Genomic DNA, 20,105 nt, shown 5'->3' with positions numbered 1-20,105 from the left:
GTGCCGACCCGAGTCATGCACACTCAGCGCACGTTCGCCCCGGAGGGGCAGTCCGTCGCCCAGGCCCGTCGGTTCGTCCGGCGGGCCCTGGAGGACTGGGGCGCCGAAGACCTCACCGACGAGGCGGTCCTGGCGACCAGCGAGCTCGTCACCAACGCCGTCGTCCACGCGGGCACGCCGGTGCGGGTCGCCCTGGAGCTCGACGTCCAGGGGCTGCGGCTCGAGGTGGAGGACCTCCACCCGCGCCGTGCCCTGCCCCTGGGGGTGGACGGGCCCTCGGACGACGCCGAGCACGGCCGGGGCCTGTTCATCGCGGCCGCGCTGGCGGGGGCCTGGGGCGTGGACTACTCGGCGGGGGCGAAACGGGTCTGGGTGAGGATCGAGCGGAGCAGCGTCCCGCCCCAGACCCCGGCTCCGGCGGCCCCGTCGCAGCGCGGGCGGGCGGCGGAGCCGGACGACGTCGGGGTCGCGGTGGTCGCGCTGTCCCCTGCCGGCGAGGTGACGTCCTGGAGCCACGATGCCGAGCGGATGCTGGGCTGGACGGCGGAGGAGGTGCGGGGCCGGCCATGGCGGGAGCTCGTGGCGGCCGACGACCGGGGGTCGACGGCCGGGGCACGCTCCGACGTACCCTCCTGGGCCGACCAGCGGTGGCAGGGACTGTGCACCGTGCGTCGGAGGTCCGGGGCACACGCCCGGGTCTTCGTCTCCCGGACTGCGCTCGCACCCCGCGAGGGGTCGGTGATGCTGCTCGTGCCCGCCGCCCGGCGCGCCCTGGTGGAGTGGCCGGAGCCGCGGGCCCGTACGGCGCCGGCAGGGGGCGACCCGCTGGGCCTGCGCGAGGACGCGCTGGACCGGCTCGGCATCCAGCCCTACCTCGAGCTGGTCGTGGAGCGGGCGCGCGACCGGCTGTCCGCCCAGGCGGCGTACCTGCTCCTCGCCCGGGATCCCGACACCGACTTCGAGGTCACCACCGTGAGCGGCCTGGACGCCGGTCTCCGGGGGACGCGGCTCGAGCCGGGCGTCACCGGGGCGCCGGACCCCCGGAACCCGCACCTCCCGGTGGTCCTGCCCGACCTGGCCGCGAACGGCGGGTCGTGGCTCGGCGAGAACGGCCTGCGCTCGCTCCTGCTGGCGCCTCTGGTCACCGAGGGCAGGGTCGTCGGTGCCCTGGGAGTCGCGTCGGACCGGGTCGCCGGCTTCAGCGACGAGGAGGCCGTCCTCCTCCAGCGCATCGGCACGGCCGTGGCGGGAGCCGCCGACCGCGCCCGGCTGCGGGTCTCGGAGCGCGAACGACGTGGCTGGCTCACCTTCCTCGCCGAGACCGGAGACCTGCTGGCCGGTTCCCTGGACCAGGACATGACGATGGCGATCACGGGGCAGGTGGTCGTACCTCGGCTCGCCACCTGGTGCGCGGTCCACCTCGACGACGTCCGCGGCCACCCCGTCCTCCAGCAGGTCTGGCACCGCGACGAACGGGCCGTGGCGTCGCTGCGGGCCGTGCTGGAGGAGACGCCTCCCGCGCGGATCGGCGAATCCCGGGACGAGCGGCTCCGGGCGGCGGTGCTCGGCATCCCGCTGGTCGCCCGGGGCCGGCGCATCGGCCAGCTCACCCTGGGACGTCCGCCCGGGGACCCGCTGCACGGGGAGGCCCGCGTGGTCGCGGAGTCGGTGGCCCGCCGCGCGGCGCTGGCGATCGACAACGCCCGCGCGCACGGCGAGCTCCAGGCCGTCGGTGAGGCGCTCCAGCGCAGCCTGCTCCCGGCGGCGCTGCCCTCGGCGCCCCAGTTCGACGTCGGCGTCGTGTACGAGGCCGCCGGCGAGCGGAGCCTGGCCGGGGGCGACTTCTACGACGTGTTCCCGCTCGGCGGAGGACGCTGGTGCTTCGCCGTGGGCGACGTCTGCGGCACCGGTGCCGAGGCGGCCGCGGTCACCGGCCTGGCCCGGCACACCATTCGGGCGCTCGGCCTCGCGGGGTTCCCGGTCGCCGACATCCTCGAGCGGCTCAACGCGGCGATCCTCGAGGAGGGGGAGCGGTCGCGCTTCCTCACCCTGGTCTGCGGGACGCTCGAGGAGAACGGCGGTGGGCGGCTCCGGATGAGCCTGGTCAGCGCGGGGCACCCGCTGCCGTTCGTCGTACGGCGGACGGGGGAGGTCGGCCAGGTCGGCCGTCCCCAGCCGTTGCTGGGCGTCATCGAGAAGGTGACCTTCCTGGCCGACGAGTACGTCCTCGACCGCGGCGACCTCCTGGTGGCGGTGACCGACGGCGTGCTGGAGCGGCGCGAGGGGCGCCGCATGCTCGAGGAGGAGGGGCTGGCCGCGGACCTCACCGAGGCCGGGAACCTGCCGGCCCAGGCGGTGGCGGAACGCATCCGCCGTCTCGTCGGCGACTTCGCCCCCGGCCCGCAGGCCGACGACATGGCGGTGCTGGCGATCCGGGTCACCCCGGCCGGGTGATTTCACCGATTCGTCGTACTTCGCCGGGCGAGTAGGGACAATCGGACGGGTGAGCTCTCTCGTCGACGTCTCCGCCCTGTGGGTGCGGTTCGGCCAGGTCGATGCCGTGCGCGGCATCGACCTGCGCGTGCCCGCCGGCAGCTCCACCGGCCTGCTCGGCCGCAACGGCGCCGGCAAGTCCACGACGATGCGCGTGCTGGCCGGCGTCATCCCACCGACCGGCGGGCTGGTCGAGGTGGCCGGCCACGACGTCCGCACCGACACGCTCGCGGTCAAGCGGCTGACGGGGTACTGCCCCGACGTGGGCGGGCTCGTCCCCCGGGCCACACCCTGGGAGCACCTCCAGCTCGCCGCGCGCCTGCGCCGGCTCCCGGACGGCTGGGAGGAGCGGGCCCGCGACCTGCTCGAGCGCTTCGACCTCGGCGGCGCCGCGCACCGGGTGACCGCCGGGTTCAGCCACGGCATGGGCCGCCGGATGTCGGTGGTGCTCGCCGCCTTCCACGAGCCGCGGGTGCTGCTGCTCGACGAGCCCTTCGACGGCGTCGACCCCCTCGGCGTCGAGGCCACCATGGAAGTGATCGCGGACGCCCGGGCGCGCGGCGCGGCGGTCCTGGTCTCCACCCACCTGCGGGAGCTCGCGGTCGAGGCCTGCGAGCACGCGATCGTGCTGCGCGGCGGCTCGGCAGTGGCGGCGGTCCCCGCGCGGGAGATGAGCGGTGAGGCAGGTGCCGGTGCCTACCGTGCCCTCCTCGACTGAGCCGGTGCCTCGCGCGGCGCGGACCCGGCGGCTCGCGCCCCGGCGCGTGCTCTCCGGCGGGGTCGAGGCGACCCGGGACGTGCTGCCGCTGCTCCGGTTCCGCGCGGCGGGCCTGCGCGGCGGTGCGAAGCGGGTGGCCGCCCTCGGGTTCCTCCTGATCGGCACGCTGACCGTGCTGGCCGCGTGGCTGCCGGCGTACCTCGCCGGTGCCGCGGGCTCTGCCGGCTCGGGCGTGCTCGAGTCCACCGAGGTGATGCTGCTGCTGCCGTCGGCGTACCTCGGTGTGCTGGTCATCGCCGTCGTGTCGTCGGCGGCGTCCGGCGGTGGGCGCGAGCTGATGACCCGCGAGCAGGGCGTCGCGTTCCCGGTGAGCTCGACCACCGACCACCTCGGCGCGCTGCTGATGGCGCCGCTGAACATCGCCTGGCTGCTGCAGAGCTGGGTGGTGCTCGGCGCGACCGCCTTCGTGGTCGGGCCGACCGGGCTGCTCGCGGCGCAGGTGCCGGTGCTGCTCTGGCTGTTCGTGGCCACCGCGCTGGCCCAGGTGATCTCGTGGGCGGCGGAGTGGGTACGACGGGGGCCCCGTGGCGCCTGGGTGGTGCGGGGGACCGTCGCGGGGCTGGCCGCGGCCGCCGCCGTCCTGGTCGCCACCGACCGGCTGGTCCCGCTGCTCGACGAGGCGCCCACGGTGCGGGTCCTGCTCGCCGCCCTCGACGGGTCCGAGGGCCGCTGGCTGCTCTGGCTGCGGACGGTCGCGATCCTCGCCGCCGCCGGGCTGGCGGCCGTGGTGCTGGGCGCAGTGCTCGCCCGGGCGGTCTCCCGCCGGCCGGCCCGCGACGAGCTGCGCGTGGAGAGCTCGGTCCGTCCGCCGCGCGCGCACCCTGCCTCCGACCTGGTCGCGCTGCTGCGCACCGACCGGGCCGGGATCTGGCGGTCGGTGCCGCTGCGCCGCGGGATGGCGGTCCTCGCCCTGCTGCCCGGTCTGGTCTCGCTGGCCGGCGCCCTCGACTGGCAGATGCTCACCATCCTCCCCGGGTTGGTCGCCTCGGGCGGCGCGCTGCTGTTCGGGGTGAACTCCTGGTGCCTCGACGGGCGGGGCGCGCTGTGGCGCGACAGCCTGCCGGTCTCGCCGCTGCTCGTGTTCACCTCCCGGGTGCTGGTGCTGCTCGAGGTGCTGCTGCTCGCCACCGCGGGCACCCTGGTCCTCGCCTCGCTCCGGGCCGGGCTGCCGACGCTCCCCGAGCTGGTCGCGGTGCTCTGCGCGGCGGTCGTGGTCACGATGCAGGCGGTCTCCGGGTCGCTGCGGTGGTCGGTGCGGCGCCCGTTCGCGGTCGACATGCGCAGCGCGCGGGCCACCCCGGCGCCGCCGCTGGTGATGGTGGGCTACTCCGCGCGGCTGGCCTTCGCCACCACCTTCACCGGCATGGTCTTCATCGCCACCTCGCGGGCCCCGGACTGGCGCTGGTCGGTGCTGCTCGCGTTGCCCCTCGTGCTGTTCTCGGCCTACCGGCTGGTCCGGGTCTCCGGCGAGTGGGCCGACCCGGAGCGCCGCTCCCTGGTGATCGCCACCGTCGCCGGCTGACCTCGGTCCGGTCCGTCCCCTGTGGACCGGGGTTTCGTGTTTGTCCGTCCCCGGTGCGAGGGTCGTCACAGCGCCGTGGGTGCGACGGCGCGACGACCCGGGAGCACGACGACAAGGGGCACGCGATGAGCGACGACATCCTCGCCAAGGTCCGCAAGATCCTGGCCAAGGCGGAGGACCCGGCGGCCACGCCCGAGGAGGCGGAGACCTACACCGCCAAGGCGGCCGAGCTGGTCGCGGCCTACGGCATCGACCGGGCCCTGCTCGCCCAGACCGAGCCCGGGTCCGACGTGGTCGGCGACCGGGTGGTCCTGCTCGACCCGCCGTACGCGCTGGACAAGGCCGGGCTGCTCAGCAGCGTCGCCTACCGGCTGCGGTGCCGGGCGGTGCAGCGGGTGCGGTACGTCGACGGCGAGAAGCAGATCTCGCTCCACCTGTTCGGCTACGACTCGGACCTGGTCCGGGCCGAGGTGCTCTACACGAGCCTGCTGCTCCAGGCGACCAGCACCCTGGCACGCACCCCGGTGCCGTACGGCGAGCACGTCGCGGCCTATCGACGCTCCTGGCTCGCGGGGTTCACCGCCGCGGTCAGCCGCCGGCTCGCGGAGGCCGAGGACCGTGCCCAGACCCACGCCGAGTCGGCCGCGACCAGGGGAAGGTCGGTGGCCCTGGTGCTCGCCGACCGGTCGCTCGCGGTGAGCCAGGCCGTCGAGGAGGAGTACCCCTCCCTGGGCAAGGCGGCCGGCCGCACGCTGTCGGGCAGCGGCGGACGCTCCGGGTGGATCGCCGGGCAGCGCGCCGACCTCGGCGGCACCCGGGTGACCCGACGCTCGCGCGGGCAGGTCGCCGGCTGAGTCCGGCCTAGCCGCCCTGGGGCCGGGTGCGTGCCACGTCGCCGTCGTCCTCGTGCCCGCGGGCCCGGCTCTCGGCGAGGTAGCCGAGCCGGCGCAGCGCCTCGACGTTGCGCTGGTGCAGCATGAAGTCCTGCGCCGCGGTGGGGATCAGGGTGGCGGGCCCGGAGACCGCGCGCTCCTCGATGGTCACCTCGGTGTCGTCGCCCTGTGGGGTGCAGGTGAGGATCACCCGGCCCTCGCCGGTGGGCCACGCCTTGACCCGCAGCTGGAGCCGGTGCGGCGCGTCCACCTCCTCGACCACGGTGGTGTCGCTGATCAGCACCGGCCAGGCACCGACGGAGTGGTGGATCCGGGTGCCGACGGCCGGCCAGTCCTCGTCGACCTCGCGGATCCGGGCCGCCCCGACCACCCAGGTCGCGTAGCTCCAGCCGTCGGTGAGCACGTCGAACACGTCCTCGGGGGTGCAGTGCATGACACGGGTGGTGGTGCTCATGGGGTTCCCTCCTGGGTCGTGCGGGATCCGGGGCGGAGCCGCCGGACACGGTCGTGGGCGAGTGCGGCGCGGGCGGCGTTGGAGCCGCAGGCCCCGTGCACCCCGCCGCCCGGGTGGGCGGAGGCCGAGCCGAGGTAGAGCCCCGGCACGGGGGTCTCCGCGCGGCCGAGCCCGGGGACGGGCCGGAAGACCAGCTGCTGCTGCAGCGACGCGGTGCCGCCGTTGAGCGCACCGCCGACGAGGTTCTCGTCACGCTCCTGCATCTCCCGGGGCCCGAGCAGCCTGCGCGCGAGCACCCGGTCGCCGAAGCCGGGGGCGTACTCCTCGATCCGGGCCTGCATCCGGTCGGCCATCCGCTCGACGTCGTCGTGGTCCCACACCCCGCGGATCCCGGCCCCGCCGGCGTCGGAGCGGACCTGCTGCGGGACGTGGCTGTAGGCCCACACGGACTCCGCGCCCGCGGGGGCCCGGGTGGGGTCGGCGGCGGCCATCTGGCCGACCAGGACGAAGGGCCGCTCGGGTACGGCGCCCGCGGAGACCTGCGCGCCGGCCAGCGCCACCTCGTCGACGGACTCGCCGAGGTGCACGGTGCCCGGCGTCTTGTCGGGCTGGTGGCGCCAGGGGACCGGCCCGTCGAGCGCCCAGTCGACCTTGACCGTGCCGGGGTCCCACTCGAACCCGCGCATCCGGCGGCGCAGGCGGTCCGGGAGGTGGTGCCAGGCCACCAGGCCGCCGTACAGCGCGGGCGCCGCCACGTCGGCGACCACCGCCCGCGTGGCCTCGACCACGTCGCCGTGCTCGGTGCGTACGCCGACCGCCCGACCGTCGCGAACGACGACCTCGGTGGCGCGGCAGCCGAGCCGGACCGTGCCGCCGGCCGTCTCGAAGCGGCGTGCCATCGCCGCGGTCAGCATGCCGGCGCCGCCGGTGGGGACGGGGAAGCCCGCCTGCTGGCCCATCATGATGAGGATCCAGCCCATCATCCCGGAGCCGGGCGCGTCCATGGAGATGTCGGCGTGGGCGGCGTTGCCGGCGAGGAGCATCTTGGCGCCGTCGCCGGAGAAGTACCGGTCCGCGACGCTCCGGGCCGGCGAGAGCGCCAGCTTCAGGAACGAGAGCCCGCCCGCCGCCCGGACCTTCGCGAGCGCACCCAGGCCGTTCCTGACGGGCGGGAACGGGGAGAGCAGCGCGCCGACGACCTGGTCGCCGATCGCGTCCCAGCCGCGGCACAGCTCCAGCCAGGCGTCGCCGTCACCGGGCGCCAGGGCGTCCAGACCGGCGGCGGTCTCCTCGGCGGTGCGGTGCAGCAGCGCCCAGCTGCCGTCGGCGAACGGCGTGCCGGCCACCGCTGGCGCGTGCGACCAGGCGAGCCCGTGCCGCTCGAGCCCGAGCCGCTGGATCGTCGGCGAGACCGCCGCGAGCGGGTAGAACGAGCTGAACGTGTCGTGCACGAAGCCGTCCCGCACCCCGGAGTCGCTGCGGACGGCGCCGCCGACCCCGTCCTGCGCCTCGAGCAGCACGACGTCCCAACCCGCGTCCGCGAGCAGGTTGGCCGCGACGAGGCCGTTGGGTCCACTGCCGATGACGACGGCGTCGGTGCGGGTCATGCGACCGTCGTACCCCCTTTCCCCGGCGCTACGCCAGACCCCGGCGGGGCCGGGCTGCTGCCGACGGCGGACCGGGGAGCCCCTAGGGTCGGGGCACGGACCGCCCGCCGGAGCCTGCTCGGCCGGGACCGCGGCGGTCCGGGGAACCGAGCGAGAGGAACCACCGATGAGCCAGGTCCTGCTGGTCCGCCACGGCCAGGCGTCGTGGGGCAGCGATGACTACGACGTGCTCTCCGACCTCGGCGAACGGCAGTCGCGGCTGCTCGGCGAGGCGCTCGCGGCCCGCGGGGTGGTCCCCGACCTGGTCGTGCGGGGCGCGATGCGGCGGCACCGGCAGACTGCCGAGCAGGCCGTCGCCGGCGCGGGCTGGGCCGCCGACGTGGTCGTCGACGACGGCTGGAACGAGTTCGACCACGTGCAGATGCTCGCGATGCACCCGCCGGCGTACGGCGAGGGCGAGGAGCTGACCCGGGAGCAGTTCCAGGCCTGGTTCGAGGAGGCCACGCTGCGCTGGACCGGTGGCGCCTACGACGAGGACTACGACGAGTCGTTCACCGCCTTCGGCGCGCGGGTCGACGCCGCGCTGCGCCGTACCGTCGAGCGGCTCGAGCCCAAGCAGACCGCGGTGGTGCTCACCTCCGGCGGGCCGGTGTCCTGGGTCGCGGCGTCGCTGCTCGCCGGGGGCGCCGACCTGTGGACCCAGCTGAACCCGGTCACCGTGAACTCCTCGGTCACCAAGATCGTCGTCGGGCGTCGCGGCGCGACCCTGGTCAGCTTCAACGACCACAGCCACCTCGAGGCCGCGGGTGGCGGCCACATCACCTACCGGTAGGAGCCCCTGGCATGCGCAAGACGATCCTGATCACCGGCGCGAGCTCCGGGCTGGGCGAGGAGATGGCGCGCCAGTTCGCCGCGCTCGGCCACGACCTCGCCCTGTGCGCGCGCCGTACCGACCGCCTCGACGCGCTGCGGGCCGAGCTCGTCGCCAGGCACCCGGGCCAGCGGTTCGAGGTGCGCGCGCTCGACGTGAACGACGACGAGGCGGTCTTCGCGGTGTTCCGCGCGTTCCAGGCCGACTTCGGCACGATCGACCGGGTCGTGGTGAACGCCGGGCTCGGCAAGGGCGCCCCGATCGGCACCGGCGGCTACGACGCGAACAAGGCGACCGCGATGACGAACTTCGTCGCCGCGCTGGCGCAGACCGAGGCCGCGATGGAGATCTTCCGCGCCCAGCACGCCGGCCACCTCGTGATGATCTCGTCCATGTCCGCGATGCGCGGGATGCCGAGGACGGTGACCACGTACGCCGCGACGAAGGCCGGGGTCGCGCACCTCGCCGAGGGGCTGCGGGCGGAGCTGGCCGGCGGCCCGATCGCCGTCTCGGTGATCTACCCGGGCTACATCCGGTCGGAGATGAACGAGCGCGTGAAGAACGCCCCGTTCATGGTGTCCACCGAGAAGGGCGTGCGGTCGATGGTCGAGGCCATCGAGAAGGAGAAGCCGCACGCCCGCGTCCCGGCGTGGCCGTGGGTGCCGCTCGGTGTCGCGATGCGCCACCTCCCGCTGCCGCTGGCCAGAAGGCTCATGGGCTGAGGCAGGCGTCGCCGTGGGGGGCTCAGGCGGTCTGCCAGAGCCCGATCAGGTTCCCCTCGGGATCCTTGAAGTACGCCGTGAAGCCCATGTCACCGACCGTCTGCTTCGCGATCACCGTCGTGCCGCCGAGCTTCTCGATCGACTCGAGCGCGCCGTCGATGTCCTCGACGTCGACGGTGACGACCGGCGATCCGAACGGGGCCTCGCGCTTCATCATGCCGCCGTTGATGAACCCGGGCTCGCTCGGCGGCCCCTGCTCCGGGGTCGGCCCGGTCATCACCAGCGTGTAGCCCATGTCCGGAAGCGGGGTCATCCGCCACCCGAACGCGCCTTCGTAGAACGACCTGGCCCGGTCCCCGTCCTCGAACGGGATCTCGAAGTGCACCACCCGACCGCTCATCACGACCTCCTGGAGTCCGCCGTACGCCCTGACCTCTCGACCGTAGACCCCGGAGCCGCCGGGTGACGACGGGTCGGCGGCAAAACCCTGCCGGGACGCGACGGTCGGCGGGCGGCTCAGGCGCCGAAGGTCATCCGGAAGTCGCTCATCCGGAACGACGCCACCGCGGGCCGCCCGTGCATCCACGCCAGCGGCCCGTCCGTGCCGAAGCGCCACGACCCGAGGCACGGCAGGCTCCGCGCGGTCCCGGACACCTTGGTCACCGCCGGCGTACCGTCCTCGCGCTGCTGCAGGAGGGTGAACACGTACGGCGTCCGCAGCCCGACCCCCGGCGTCCCCGCGAAGGTGGCTGCCGCGATCGGGGTCCCCGCGACGTGCGCGCTCCACTCCGTCCGCGCCGCGGGCCACAGCCGCCGGTCGCGCACGTGCAGGTCGCCGAGCTCCTTCGGGATCGCCCACAGCGTCCGGCCGCCGTCGCGCGACGGCGCGGTGTTCACCCAGATGTCGGTGACGTGCACGCGGGGGACCGCGCCGTCACGCACCAGCCGGGCCACGAGCAGCTCCTGGTAGGAGAGCACCCCGCCCTCGCGGTAGTCGACGAAGGCGGCGCCGTACAACCCGGCCGGGCGGTCCTCGGTGCCGGTGCGCACCGCGAAGAGCGAGCACCACAGGTCTCCCTGCAGGTTCCAGGGCGGAGAGGGGAACGGCACCCGAGAACAATAGACCGCCGGGCTTGCGCCGATATGACAACCTGAGACCCCTCCACGCCACCGGGCGTCTCGCCGAAAGGTCCTCACCCCATGCACGCACGGGTCTGCATCATCGGAGCCGGGTCGTCCGGGATCACCGCCGCGCAGGTGATGCACGCGCGCGGCATCCCCTTCGACTGCTTCGAGATCGGCAGCGAGGTCGGCGGTAACTGGCGCTACGACAACGACAACCGGATGAGCTCGGCCTACCGGTCGCTGCACATCAACACGTCGCGGCAGCTGATGGAGTACCGCGCCTACCCGATGCCCGACGACCTGCCCGACTACCCGAGCCACTGGCAGATCGCGGCGTACTTCGACGCCTTCGTCGACCACTTCGGCCTCCGCGACAAGATCACCTTCCGCACCGAGGTGGTCAAGGTGGTGCCGGTGCCCGCGGCGGAGGGCGGCGGGTACGACGTCACGCTGCGGAGCCGCGACCAGGCCGGGACGCCCTCGGAGCCGGAGGTGCGCCGCTACGAGAACGTCGTGGTCGCCAACGGGCACCACTGGGACCCGCGCTGGCCCGAGCCGTCGTTCCCCGGGGCCGAGACGTTCCCCGGCGACCAGCTGCACGCGCACTACTACAAGACCCCCGAGATCTTCGCCGGCAAGCGGGTGCTCGTGCTCGGCATCGGCAACTCCGCCTGCGACATCGCGGTGGAGTCCTCGCGCACCGCCGACGAGACGTTCCTCGCGATGCGCCGCGGGGCGCACATCGTGCCGAAGTTCGTCTTCGGGGTGCCCACCGACCACCTGACCGACTCCGCCCTCGCCCGCGGCCCGCTCAAGGTCCAGCAGCTCGCGATGGCGGCCCTGCTGCGCGTCGCGCAGGGCCGGGTCACCGACTACGGGCTGCCGAAGCCCGACCACGCCGTGCTGCACGCCCACCCGACGGTCAGCGACGACCTCCTCACCCGGCTCGGTCACGGCGACATCACCGTGAAGCCGAACATCGACCGGTTCGAGGGGTCGAAGGTCTTCTTCGAGGACGGCACCGCCGCCGAGGTCGACACGGTCGTCTACTGCACCGGCTACAAGGTGACCTTCCCGTTCTTCGACGACACGGTGGTCACCGCCGCCGACAACCACGTCGACCTGTACCGGCGGGTGGTCGACCCCGAGCACCCCGGCCTGTACTTCGTCGGGCTGATCCAGCCGCTCGGCGCGATCATGCCGCTCGCCGAGGCCCAGGCGGAGTGGGTGGGCGACCTCGTCGCCGGCGAGGGGGCGCTCCCGTCGTACGACGAGATGCGCGCCCAGATCGCGAGGTACGACGAGCAGCTGCGCCGCCGCTACGTCGCGTCGAAGCGGCACACGATCCAGGTCGACTTCCACAAGTACCGCGCCGAGATCGAGCGCGAGCGCGCGGCGTCGCGGGCCCGGGTCAGCGGGACGGCGCCGGCGCGGGGACTCGTGGCGCGGGCCGCGGCACGCCTCGCAGCCCGACGAGGCTGACCACCCCGCCGGCCGCGAGCAGCAGCGCGCACACGAGCAGCGCCTCGGTGTAGCCGGCGGTGAACGCCTCGGCGCTGCGGTAGTCCGCGCCGGTGATCCCGACCGCCGCCGGCAGCGCCGCGACCGAGAGCAGCGACCCGGTCCGGGCCACGGCGTTGTTGATCCCGCTGGCGGTACCCGCGAGCCGGTCCGGCGCGGTGGCCAGCACGCTCGCGGTCAGCGGCGCCACCAGCGCGACCAGCCCCAGCGAGAAGACCAGGAGCCCCGGGAGCACCCCGGTGAGGTACGACGTGCCCGCGCCCACGTCGCGCAGCAGCAGCGCCCCCGCCGCGCAGATGACCGGTCCGGCGGAGAGCTGCAGCCGCGGCCCGATCCGGCCGGCCAGCGCCCCGGAGCGGGAGGAGAGCAGCAGCATCACCACGGTCAGCGGGACGGTGGCGAAGCCCGCCTGGAGCGGGGTGTACCCGGCGCTGACCTGCAGCTGGAGGACCAGGAAGAACAGCATCGCGGCCAGCGCGCCGTAGACCAGCAGCGTCATCGCGTTGGCGATCGAGAACACCCGGGACCGGAACAGGTGCAGCGGCACCAGCGGGTGGGGCGCGCGCCGTTCGCGCAGCACGAACAGGCAGAGGGACGCCGTACCCACGGCCGCCGCGGTGACGACGTACCCGGCGGCCACCTCCTGCGCCTCGATCAGCGCGTAGGTCAGCGCCCCGAGCCCGACCGCGCCGAGCACCGCACCGGGGACGTCGAAGCCGCGGTCGACCTGCTCGTCGCACGACTCGGGCACGCAGCGCCGGCACAGCACGAGCACCACGACGGCGACCGGGACGTTGATCCAGAAGATCCAGCGCCAGCTGGCGTTGTCGACGATCCAGCCGCCGAGCACGGGGCCGACCGCGGCGGCGACCCCGCCGAGCCCGGCCCAGCGGCCGATCATCGCGGCCCGGTCCTGCGGCCGGAACGAGGCCTGGATCAGGGCGAGGCTGCCCGGCGTGAGCAGCGCGGCGCCCACGCCCTGGACCAGCCGGGCCGCGATCAGCTGCTCGGGGGTCCGGGCGAGCCCGCACAGCACCGAGGCGGCCGCGAACCAGGTCACCCCGACCATGTACACGCGGCGCCGGCCGAACCGGTCGCCGAGCGCGCCGCCGACCAGGATCAGCGAGGCCAGCGACAGCATGTAGGCGTTGACCACCCACTGCAGCTCTGCCACGGAGGCGCCCAGCGTGGTGCCGATGCGCCGCAGCGCGACGTTGACCACGGTGCCGTCGAGCATCGCCATGCCCGAGCCGAGCACGGTCGCGGTGAGCACGCCGCGCCCGCGCGGGCTGGCCGCGGCGAGCAGCTCCGCCATGCGCACCTCCGCAGTCCGGCGCCCCGGCCACGGACCGGCCGGGTCTTCCAGGATGCCGCAGCCGGGGCGTCCGGGTCAGCGCTCGGACTGCACGATGAGCCGGGTGTAGACCATCTCCAGCGGGTACGGCGGCCAGGGCGCCTCGCGCACCTCGTCGGTGGGCCGCCAGCCGAGGTACTCGTAGAACCGGCGGGCCCGGTGGTTCTCCTGGAGCACCCACAGGGAGGCGGCCGTGCTCCCGCGCAGGTCCATCGCGTGCAGGACGGTCTCGATCGCCGCCGTGGCCAGGCCGCGTCCCCAGTGGTCGGGCCGCACCGCGAGGTGGCGCAGGGTGTCGTCGTCGTAGGCCGCGTAGGCGACCAGGCCGTCCGCGTCGTCGTCGGGATCGTCGGCGACGAGCACCTCGGCGGAGGGTTCGTCGAGCACGAGCCGCCAGCGCGCGAGCACGTCGTCGGCCGGGAACGGGTAGCGCTCGGCGGGGAAGACATGGGCGAGCGCGGACCGGTTGGCCTCCCGCTCGAGCTCCATGAGCGGCAGCAGGTCGCGCTCGGTGGCCTCGCGGAACATTCCCCCATCCTGCCAGGCACGCGGGCCCGGGCGCCGTACGGACGTCGCGGCGGCCGCCGTACCACGGCAAGAAAAAGTCAGGCTTGACTGTTTGTTGGTGTCCGGCCACGATGGGCACGTGACGACCACCCCCGCCCCCGGCGCCGACGAGCGCGTCCGGGTCCCGCAGGGGGAGCGCACCCGGGCGATGCGGCAGCGGCTGCTCGAGGCCACCGTCGAGCTGCTGGTCGAGCGCGGCTGGAGCGGTACGTCGACCACGCTGGTGTCGAAGCGGGCCGGCGTCTCCCGCGGCGCGCAGCTGCACCACTTCCCGACCAAGGACGCGCTGGTCCTCGCCGCCGTCGAGCACCTGAGCGAGGTCCGCGGGCAGGAGCTCGCCGAGGCCGCCACGCGGCTGCCGACCGGGCCGCGCCGCACCCGGGCGGTGCTGGAGATGCTCGCCGAGCACTTCACCAGCCAGGTGTTCACCGCTGCCCTCGAGCTCTGGGTCGCGGCCCGCACCGACCCGAACCTGAACGCCGCGGTCGGCCCCCTCGAGCAGCGGATCGGCCGCGAGATCCACCGGCGCACCGTCGAGCTGCTCGGCGCCGACGAGGGTCAGCCGGGGGTCCGCGAGCTGGTGCAGGCCACCCTCGACCTGGCCCGCGGGCTCGGACTGGCCAACACGATCAGCGACGACGCCGCCCGCCGGGGCCGGATCCTCGACCAGTGGGCCCGCGTCCTGGACGACCGGCTGACCCCGCAGACCCCGCCGCAGGAGGCCACCCGATGACGTCCCAGGCCCGACCGACCGCCCCGACGGCCACGCCCCGGAGCCCGGACTCCCGGCTCGCCGGGGTGCTCGCGGACCTGGCCGCGGAGGGCGACGCGCTCGACGCGCTCGTCGCGGACCTCGCCGCGCCCGGCTGGAGCACCCCGACCCCGGCCGCCGGCTGGGACGTCGCCCACCAGGTGGCCCACCTGGCGTGGACCGACGAGGTCGCGGTCACCGCCGCCACCGACAAGGCGGCCTGGGAGGCGGTGGTCGTCGGGGCGCTGGAGGACCCCGGCGGGTTCGTGGACGCGGCGGCCGCGCACGGTGCCGAGGCCGACCCCGCCGACCTGCTCGCGCGCTGGCGCGCCTCGCGCGCGGCGCTGGCCGCCACGCTCGCCGCGCTGCCCGAGGGGGAGCGGGTCCCCTGGTTCGGGCCGCCGATGAGCGCGACCTCGATGGCCACCGCCCGCTTCATGGAGACCTGGGCGCACGGGCTCGACGTGGCCGAGGCACTCGGGGCGCCGGCCGCGCCGACCGACCGGATCCGGCACGTGGCGCACCTCGGCGTGCGTACCCGCGACTTCGCCTTCTCCGTGCACCGGCTCACCCCGCCGGGCGGGGAGTTCCGGGTCGAGCTGGTCGCGCCGGGCGGCGGCACCTGGGCCTACGGGCCGGAGGACGCGGCGCAGACGGTCCGGGGGCCGGCGTACGACTTCTGCCTGCTCGTCACCCAGCGCCGGAACCGCGCCGACCTCGACCTGGTCGCCGCCGGGCCCGACGCGGACCGGTGGCTCGACATCGCGCAGGCGTTCGCGGGCCCGCCGGGTGCCGGCCGGGAGCCGGGCCGTGCTCCCGGCGGCGCGGGCGTCGGCGGACCCGGAGCGGGAACGCCGTGAGCGCCGACGTGCTGCGGGTCGGCAACTGCAGCGGCTTCTACGGCGACCGGCTCTCCGCGATGCGGGAGATGCTCGAGGGCGGCGAGCTCGACGTGCTCACCGGCGACTACCTAGCCGAGCTCACCATGCTGATCCTGGGCCGCGACCGGATGAAGGACCCCACCCTCGGCTACGCCCGCACCTTCCTCCGGCAGGCCGAGGAGTGCATGGGCCTCGCCCTCGAGCGAGGGGTGAAGCTGGTGTCGAACGCCGGCGGCCTGAACCCCTCGGGGCTCGCCGAGCGGCTGCGCGAGACCGCCTCCGCGCTCGGCCTCGCGCCCCGGATCGCCTACGTGCACGGCGACGACCTGATGCCCCGTGCGGCCGACCTCGGCTTCACCGGCGCGCTGACCGCGAACGCCTACCTCGGCGCGTTCGGCATCGCCGCCGCCCTCCGCGCCGGGGCGGACATCGTGGTCACCGGCCGGGTCACCGACGCCTCGGTGGTCGTCGGGCCCGCGGCCGCGCACTTCGGCTGGGAGCGCACGGCGTACGACGAGCTGGCCGGTGCCATGGTGGCGGGCCACGTGATCGAGTGCGGGGCGCACGCCACCGGCGGCAACTTCTCCGGGTTCCGCGCGTTCGCCCCGGACCCCACGCCGCTCGGCTTCCCCCTCGCCGAGATCGCCGCCGACGGGAGCAGCGTGATCACCAAGCACGACGGCACCGGCGGGACCGTCACCACCGACACCGTGACCGCGCAGCTGGTCTACGAGGTACAGGCCCAGGCCTACCTCGGCCCCGACGTGACCGCCCGGCTCGACACCGTCGAGCTCACCCCGGACGGAGAGGACCGGGTGCGGGTCTCCGGCGTCCGCGGTGAGGCACCGCCGGATCGGCTCAAGGTCTGCGTGAACGAGCTCGGCGGCTTCCGCAACACCGTCGAGTTCGTCCTGGTCGGGCTCGACATCGACGCCAAGGCCGACTGGGTCCGGATGCAGATGGACGCCGCGCTCGCCGCGCACCCACCGGCCTCGGTCACCTGGACCCTCGCCCGCACCGACCGCGAGGACGCCGCGACCGAGGAGGCCGCGAGCTGCCGGCTGCGCTGCTCGGTCGCGGACCGGAGCCCCGACGTGGTCGGCCGGACGTTCACCGCCGCCGCGGTCGAGCTCGGCCTGGCGTCGTACCCGGGCTTCACCCTCACCGCCCCGCCGGCCCCCGCCACCCCGTACGGCGTCTACCGGCCCGCTTTCGTCCCCCGCGCCGAGGTCACCCACACCGTCGTCCACCCCGACGGCTCCACCGAGCACATCCCCGACGAGGCGACGAGTGGTGGGGGCGGGGACGCCGTCCCGCCAGCGGACGGGCGGAGCGACGGGGCCGGCCCGACCGTGGTCGGGTCAGGCCGGATGGGCCGGCCGGCCCCGTCGAGCAGCCCGGCCGCAGCGGCCGCGCCCGCACCCGCAGCGGCCGCGCCCGACGCTGCCACGGAAGCGGCGAAGGTCGCCGAGAGCGCCCCGCCGGACACCGTCACCCGCCGCCTCCCCCTCGGCACGTTCGTCCACGCCCGCAGCGGCGACAAGGGCGGCGACGCGAACATCGGGCTGTGGGTCGACCGGAGCCAGAAGGCCGAGGAGCGCACCGCCTGGCTGACCAAGTTCGTCACCCCGGAGCGGGTCAAGGAGCTGCTCCCGGAGGCGGCCGGCCTCGACGTCGAGGTGTACCCGCTGCCGAACCTGGGCGCGGTCAACGTCGTCGTCCACGGGCTGCTCGGCGAGGGGGTCGCCGCGTCCACCCGGTTCGACCCGCAGGGCAAAGCGCTCGGCGAGTGGCTCCGGTCGCGGCACGTGAGCATCACGGGGGACCTGCTGTGAGCTTCTTCAGCCCCGAGCAGGAGGCGCTGCGCACGAGCGCGCGGGCGTTCGTGGCGCGCGAGGTGGCGCCGCACCTGCAGGGGTGGGAGGACGCGGGCGAGGTCCCGCGCGCGCTGCACCTCGCCGCGGCTGAGCAGGGCTTCCTCGGCCTCGGCGTGCCGGAGGAGCAGGGCGGCAGCGGCGGCACGTTCCTCGACTCGCTGGCGCTGAGCGAGGCGATGGCCGAGGCCGGCGCGAGCTCGGGCCTGCTGGCCGGGCTCTTCACCTCCGGGATCGCCCTGCCGCACATGGTGGCGGCCGGCACCCCCGACCTGGTGGACCGGTTCGTGCGGCCGACCCTGGCCGGCGAGACGATCGGCGCGCTCGCGGTCACCGAGCCCGGGGGCGGCTCGGACGTCGCGAACATCCGCACCACCGCCGTGCGCGACGGGGACTCCTACGTCGTCAACGGCGCCAAGACCTTCATCACCTCCGGCGTCCGCGCCGACTTCGTGACCACGGCGGTCCGCACCGGCGGGCCCGGGTACGGCGGGGTGAGCCTGCTCGTCCTGGAGAAGGGCTCGCCGGGCTTCGAGGTGACCCGCGCCCTGGCGAAGATGGGCTGGCACTGCTCCGACACCGCCGAGCTCTCCTTCACCGACGTGCGGGTGCCCGCGGCGAACCTGGTCGGCGCCGAGGACGGCGGGTTCGCGCTGATCGCGCAGCAGTTCGTCGCCGAGCGGCTGGCGCTGGCGGTGCACGGCTACGGCATCGCCGCGCGCGCCCTGGCGCTGACCGTGGACCACGCGAAGGGGCGGGAGACGTTCGGCCGGCCGCTGGCCTCGCGCCAGGTGGTGCAGCACAAGCTCGTCGAGATGCACCGCCGGGTCGACGTCGCGCGGACCTACACCCGCGAGGTCGCCCGCCGGTACGCCGCCGGGGAGGACCCGGTCGCGGAGGCGCTGCAGGCCAAGGCGTTCGCGGTGGAGGCGTGCGCCTTCGTGGTCGACGAGGCCGTCCAGCTCCACGGCGGCGCCGGGTACATGCACGGGACCGAGGTGGAGCGGCACTACCGCGACGCCCGGATCCTCGGAATCGGAGGAGGAGCCACCGAAGTGCTCAACGACCTGACCGCGCGGCTGCTGGGGTACACCCCGTGACCGCCCCGCCGGACGTCAGCCCGCGCCGCGCCGCGATGCTCGACAAGCTCGCCGCCCTCGACGAGGAGCACGCCAGGGCGGTGGCCGGCGGCGGCCCCAAGTACGTCGACCGGCACCACGCCCGCGGCAAGCTGCTGCCCCGCGAGCGGATCGAGCTGCTCGTCGACGAGGGGTCGGCCTTCCTCGAGCTGAGCCCGCTCGCCGGCTGGGGGTCGGAGTACACGGTGGGCGCCTCGGTGGTCACCGGGATCGGCGTGATCGAGGGCGTCGAGTGCATGGTGATCGCCAACGACGCCACCGTCCGCGGCGGCGCGAGCAACCCGTGGACGGTGAAGAAGCTGTTCCGGGCCGCGCAGATCGCGCGCGAGAACCGGCTGCCCACGGTCAACCTCGTCGAGTCGGGCGGCGCGGACCTGCCCAGCCAGAAGGAGATCTTCATCCCCGGTGGCGAGCTGTTCCGCGGCCTCACCAAGGCGTCGGCCGCGAAGACCCCCACCGTCGCGCTGGTCTTCGGCAACTCCACGGCCGGCGGCGCCTACGTGCCCGGCATGAGCGACTACGTGGTGATGGTCAAGGAGCAGGCCAAGGTCTTCCTCGGCGGTCCGCCGCTGGTGAGGATGGCCACCGGCGAGGAGTCCGACGACGAGTCGCTCGGCGGCGCGGAGATGCATGCGCGCACCTCCGGCCTCGCCGACTACCTGGCCCAGGACGAGCACGACGCGCTGCGCATCGGCCGCCGGATCGTCGCCCGCCTCAACTGGCGCAAGGCACGTCCCGCCGACCACGACGACTTCGCGGAGCCGGACGAGGACGTCGAGGGCCTGCTCGACCTGATCCCCGAGGACCTCAAGGAGCCGTTCGACCCCCGCGAGGTCATCGCGCGGGTCTGCGACGGGGCCGGCCCCGGCAACCGCGTCGCCTTCGACGAGTTCAAGCCGCTCTACGGCACGTCGCTCGTCACCGGCTGGGCCAGGGTGCACGGCCACCCGGTCGGGATCCTCGCCAACGCGCAGGGCGTGCTGTTCTCCGAGGAGGCGCAGAAGGCGGCGCAGTTCATCCAGCTCGCCAACCAGGTCGACGTACCCCTGCTGTTCCTGCACAACACCACCGGCTACATGGTCGGTGCGGAGTACGAGCAGGGCGGCATCATCAAGCACGGCGCGATGATGATCAACGCGGTCTCCAACTCCACCGTGCCGCACATCTCGATCATGATGGGCGCCTCGTACGGTGCCGGGAACTACGGCATGTGTGGGCGGGCGTACGACCCGCGGTTCCTGTTCACCTGGCCGTCGGCGAAGTCCGCGGTGATGGGTCCGCAGCAGCTCGCCGGCGTGCTCTCCATCGTGGCCCGCGCGGCGTCCGAGGCGAAGGGCGAGGTGTACGACGAGGCGGCGGACGCGGGCCTGCGCGCGTACGTCGAGGAGCAGGTCGAGGCGGAGTCGCTGCCGTTCTTCCTCTCCGGCCGCCTGTACGACGACGGGGTGATCGACCCGCGCGACACGCGCACCGTCCTCGGCATCGCCCTGTCCGTGATCGACAACTGCCCGATCGAGGGCACCGACCGCTTCGGCGTCTTCCGGATGTGAGGG

18 protein-coding genes are annotated in these 20,105 nt (G+C 74.7%); 12 read left to right on the top strand and 6 right to left on the bottom strand.

Features of this window, described 5'->3' with window-relative positions; all coding sequences use genetic code 11:
- Positions 1-15: 15 nt before the first annotated feature.
- The 4 genes from K1X13_RS04515 to K1X13_RS04500 all read left to right on the top strand — a co-directional run bounded on the left by K1X13_RS04515 (position 16) and on the right by K1X13_RS04500 (position 5,647).
- Complete coding sequence (locus tag K1X13_RS04515) at positions 16-2,454, top strand: SpoIIE family protein phosphatase (protein ID WP_221023798.1); 2,439 nt, start codon at positions 16-18, stop codon at positions 2,452-2,454.
- 49 nt (positions 2,455-2,503) lie between these two features.
- On the top strand, positions 2,504-3,211 hold the full coding sequence (locus tag K1X13_RS04510; RefSeq protein ID WP_308249394.1) for an ABC transporter ATP-binding protein: 708 nt from the start codon (positions 2,504-2,506) through the stop codon (positions 3,209-3,211).
- Positions 3,212-3,215: 4 nt separating this feature from the next.
- Positions 3,216-4,793 carry a hypothetical protein gene (locus tag K1X13_RS04505; protein WP_221023797.1) on the top strand — a complete coding sequence of 526 codons (1,578 nt, stop codon included), beginning with the start codon at positions 3,216-3,218 and terminating at the stop codon, positions 4,791-4,793.
- Positions 4,794-4,918: 125 nt separating this feature from the next.
- The gene (locus K1X13_RS04500; protein ID WP_221023796.1) at positions 4,919-5,647 is read left to right on the top strand and encodes a DUF2786 domain-containing protein; all 729 of its coding nucleotides are present in this window, start codon (positions 4,919-4,921) and stop codon (positions 5,645-5,647) included.
- A gap of 7 nt (positions 5,648-5,654) precedes the next feature.
- On the opposite strand, the gene K1X13_RS04495 is transcribed toward K1X13_RS04500, so the two are convergent.
- Positions 5,655-6,140 (bottom strand): SRPBCC family protein, encoded by a 486-nt coding sequence (locus tag K1X13_RS04495; RefSeq protein WP_221023795.1) that lies wholly within the window; start codon positions 6,138-6,140, stop codon positions 5,655-5,657.
- A complete protein-coding gene (locus tag K1X13_RS04490) occupies positions 6,137-7,747 on the bottom strand; it encodes a phytoene desaturase family protein (RefSeq protein WP_221023794.1) in 1,611 nt (536 codons plus the stop codon). Before K1X13_RS04490 ends, K1X13_RS04495 begins: the two co-directional genes overlap by 4 nt.
- Positions 7,748-7,913: 166 nt before the next feature.
- On the opposite strand from K1X13_RS04490, the gene K1X13_RS04485 reads away from it, so the two are divergent.
- Together K1X13_RS04485 and K1X13_RS04480 are read left to right on the top strand one after the other, a co-directional pair.
- A complete protein-coding gene (locus tag K1X13_RS04485) occupies positions 7,914-8,579 on the top strand; it encodes a histidine phosphatase family protein (protein ID WP_221023793.1) in 666 nt (221 codons plus the stop codon).
- A gap of 11 nt (positions 8,580-8,590) precedes the next feature.
- The gene (locus tag K1X13_RS04480; protein ID WP_221023792.1) at positions 8,591-9,340 is read left to right on the top strand and encodes an SDR family oxidoreductase; all 750 of its coding nucleotides are present in this window, start codon (positions 8,591-8,593) and stop codon (positions 9,338-9,340) included.
- 22 nt (positions 9,341-9,362) lie between these two features.
- Here K1X13_RS04480 and K1X13_RS04475 read toward each other — a convergent pair whose 3' ends face one another.
- The gene (locus K1X13_RS04475) at positions 9,363-9,740 is read right to left on the bottom strand and encodes a VOC family protein (protein ID WP_221023791.1); all 378 of its coding nucleotides are present in this window, start codon (positions 9,738-9,740) and stop codon (positions 9,363-9,365) included.
- A gap of 116 nt (positions 9,741-9,856) precedes the next feature.
- On the bottom strand, positions 9,857-10,450 hold the full coding sequence (locus K1X13_RS04470) for an acetoacetate decarboxylase family protein (RefSeq protein ID WP_221023790.1): 594 nt from the start codon (positions 10,448-10,450) through the stop codon (positions 9,857-9,859).
- 90 nt (positions 10,451-10,540) lie between these two features.
- Here K1X13_RS04470 and K1X13_RS04465 point away from each other — a divergent pair, with 90 nt between their 5' ends.
- Positions 10,541-11,947: a flavin-containing monooxygenase gene (locus K1X13_RS04465; protein WP_221023789.1), complete on the top strand. Its 1,407-nt coding sequence runs from the start codon at positions 10,541-10,543 to the stop codon at positions 11,945-11,947.
- Here the strand turns inward: K1X13_RS04465 and K1X13_RS04460 are convergent.
- Both K1X13_RS04460 and K1X13_RS04455 read right to left on the bottom strand, forming a co-directional pair.
- Positions 11,877-13,301 (bottom strand): MFS transporter, encoded by a 1,425-nt coding sequence (locus K1X13_RS04460; RefSeq protein WP_221023788.1) that lies wholly within the window; start codon positions 13,299-13,301, stop codon positions 11,877-11,879. The two genes, K1X13_RS04465 and K1X13_RS04460, sit on opposite strands and share 71 nt — an antisense overlap.
- Before the next feature lie 75 nt (positions 13,302-13,376).
- Positions 13,377-13,868: a GNAT family N-acetyltransferase gene (locus tag K1X13_RS04455; RefSeq protein ID WP_221023787.1), complete on the bottom strand. Its 492-nt coding sequence runs from the start codon at positions 13,866-13,868 to the stop codon at positions 13,377-13,379.
- Between the two features lie 118 nt (positions 13,869-13,986).
- Between K1X13_RS04455 and K1X13_RS04450 the strand changes: the two genes are divergently transcribed.
- The 5 genes from K1X13_RS04450 to K1X13_RS04430 are packed head-to-tail and all read left to right on the top strand — an operon-like array spanning position 13,987 to position 20,102.
- Complete coding sequence (locus tag K1X13_RS04450; protein ID WP_308249393.1) at positions 13,987-14,640, top strand: TetR/AcrR family transcriptional regulator; 654 nt, start codon at positions 13,987-13,989, stop codon at positions 14,638-14,640.
- Entirely contained in the window at positions 14,637-15,518 is an 882-nt protein-coding gene (locus K1X13_RS04445; protein WP_221023786.1) for a TIGR03084 family metal-binding protein, read from the top strand. The genes K1X13_RS04450 and K1X13_RS04445 overlap by 4 nt, the downstream gene beginning before the upstream one ends.
- The gene (locus K1X13_RS04440; protein ID WP_308249392.1) at positions 15,515-17,374 is read left to right on the top strand and encodes an acyclic terpene utilization AtuA family protein; all 1,860 of its coding nucleotides are present in this window, start codon (positions 15,515-15,517) and stop codon (positions 17,372-17,374) included. Before K1X13_RS04445 ends, K1X13_RS04440 begins: the two co-directional genes overlap by 4 nt.
- Positions 17,371-18,513: an acyl-CoA dehydrogenase family protein gene (locus tag K1X13_RS04435; RefSeq protein WP_221023785.1), complete on the top strand. Its 1,143-nt coding sequence runs from the start codon at positions 17,371-17,373 to the stop codon at positions 18,511-18,513. Before K1X13_RS04440 ends, K1X13_RS04435 begins: the two co-directional genes overlap by 4 nt.
- A gap of 35 nt (positions 18,514-18,548) precedes the next feature.
- Positions 18,549-20,102, top strand: a complete 1,554-nt coding sequence (locus tag K1X13_RS04430) for an acyl-CoA carboxylase subunit beta (RefSeq protein WP_221024576.1) — start codon at positions 18,549-18,551, stop codon at positions 20,100-20,102.
- Positions 20,103-20,105: the final 3 nt, after the last annotated feature.

The sequence above is a fragment of the Nocardioides jiangsuensis genome (assembly GCF_019679455.1).
Lineage (GTDB): Bacteria > Actinomycetota > Actinomycetes > Propionibacteriales > Nocardioidaceae > Nocardioides_C > Nocardioides_C jiangsuensis.
The sequence above is the reverse complement of the archived record's forward strand: the minus strand, read 5'-3'. Positions and strand labels throughout refer to the sequence as shown.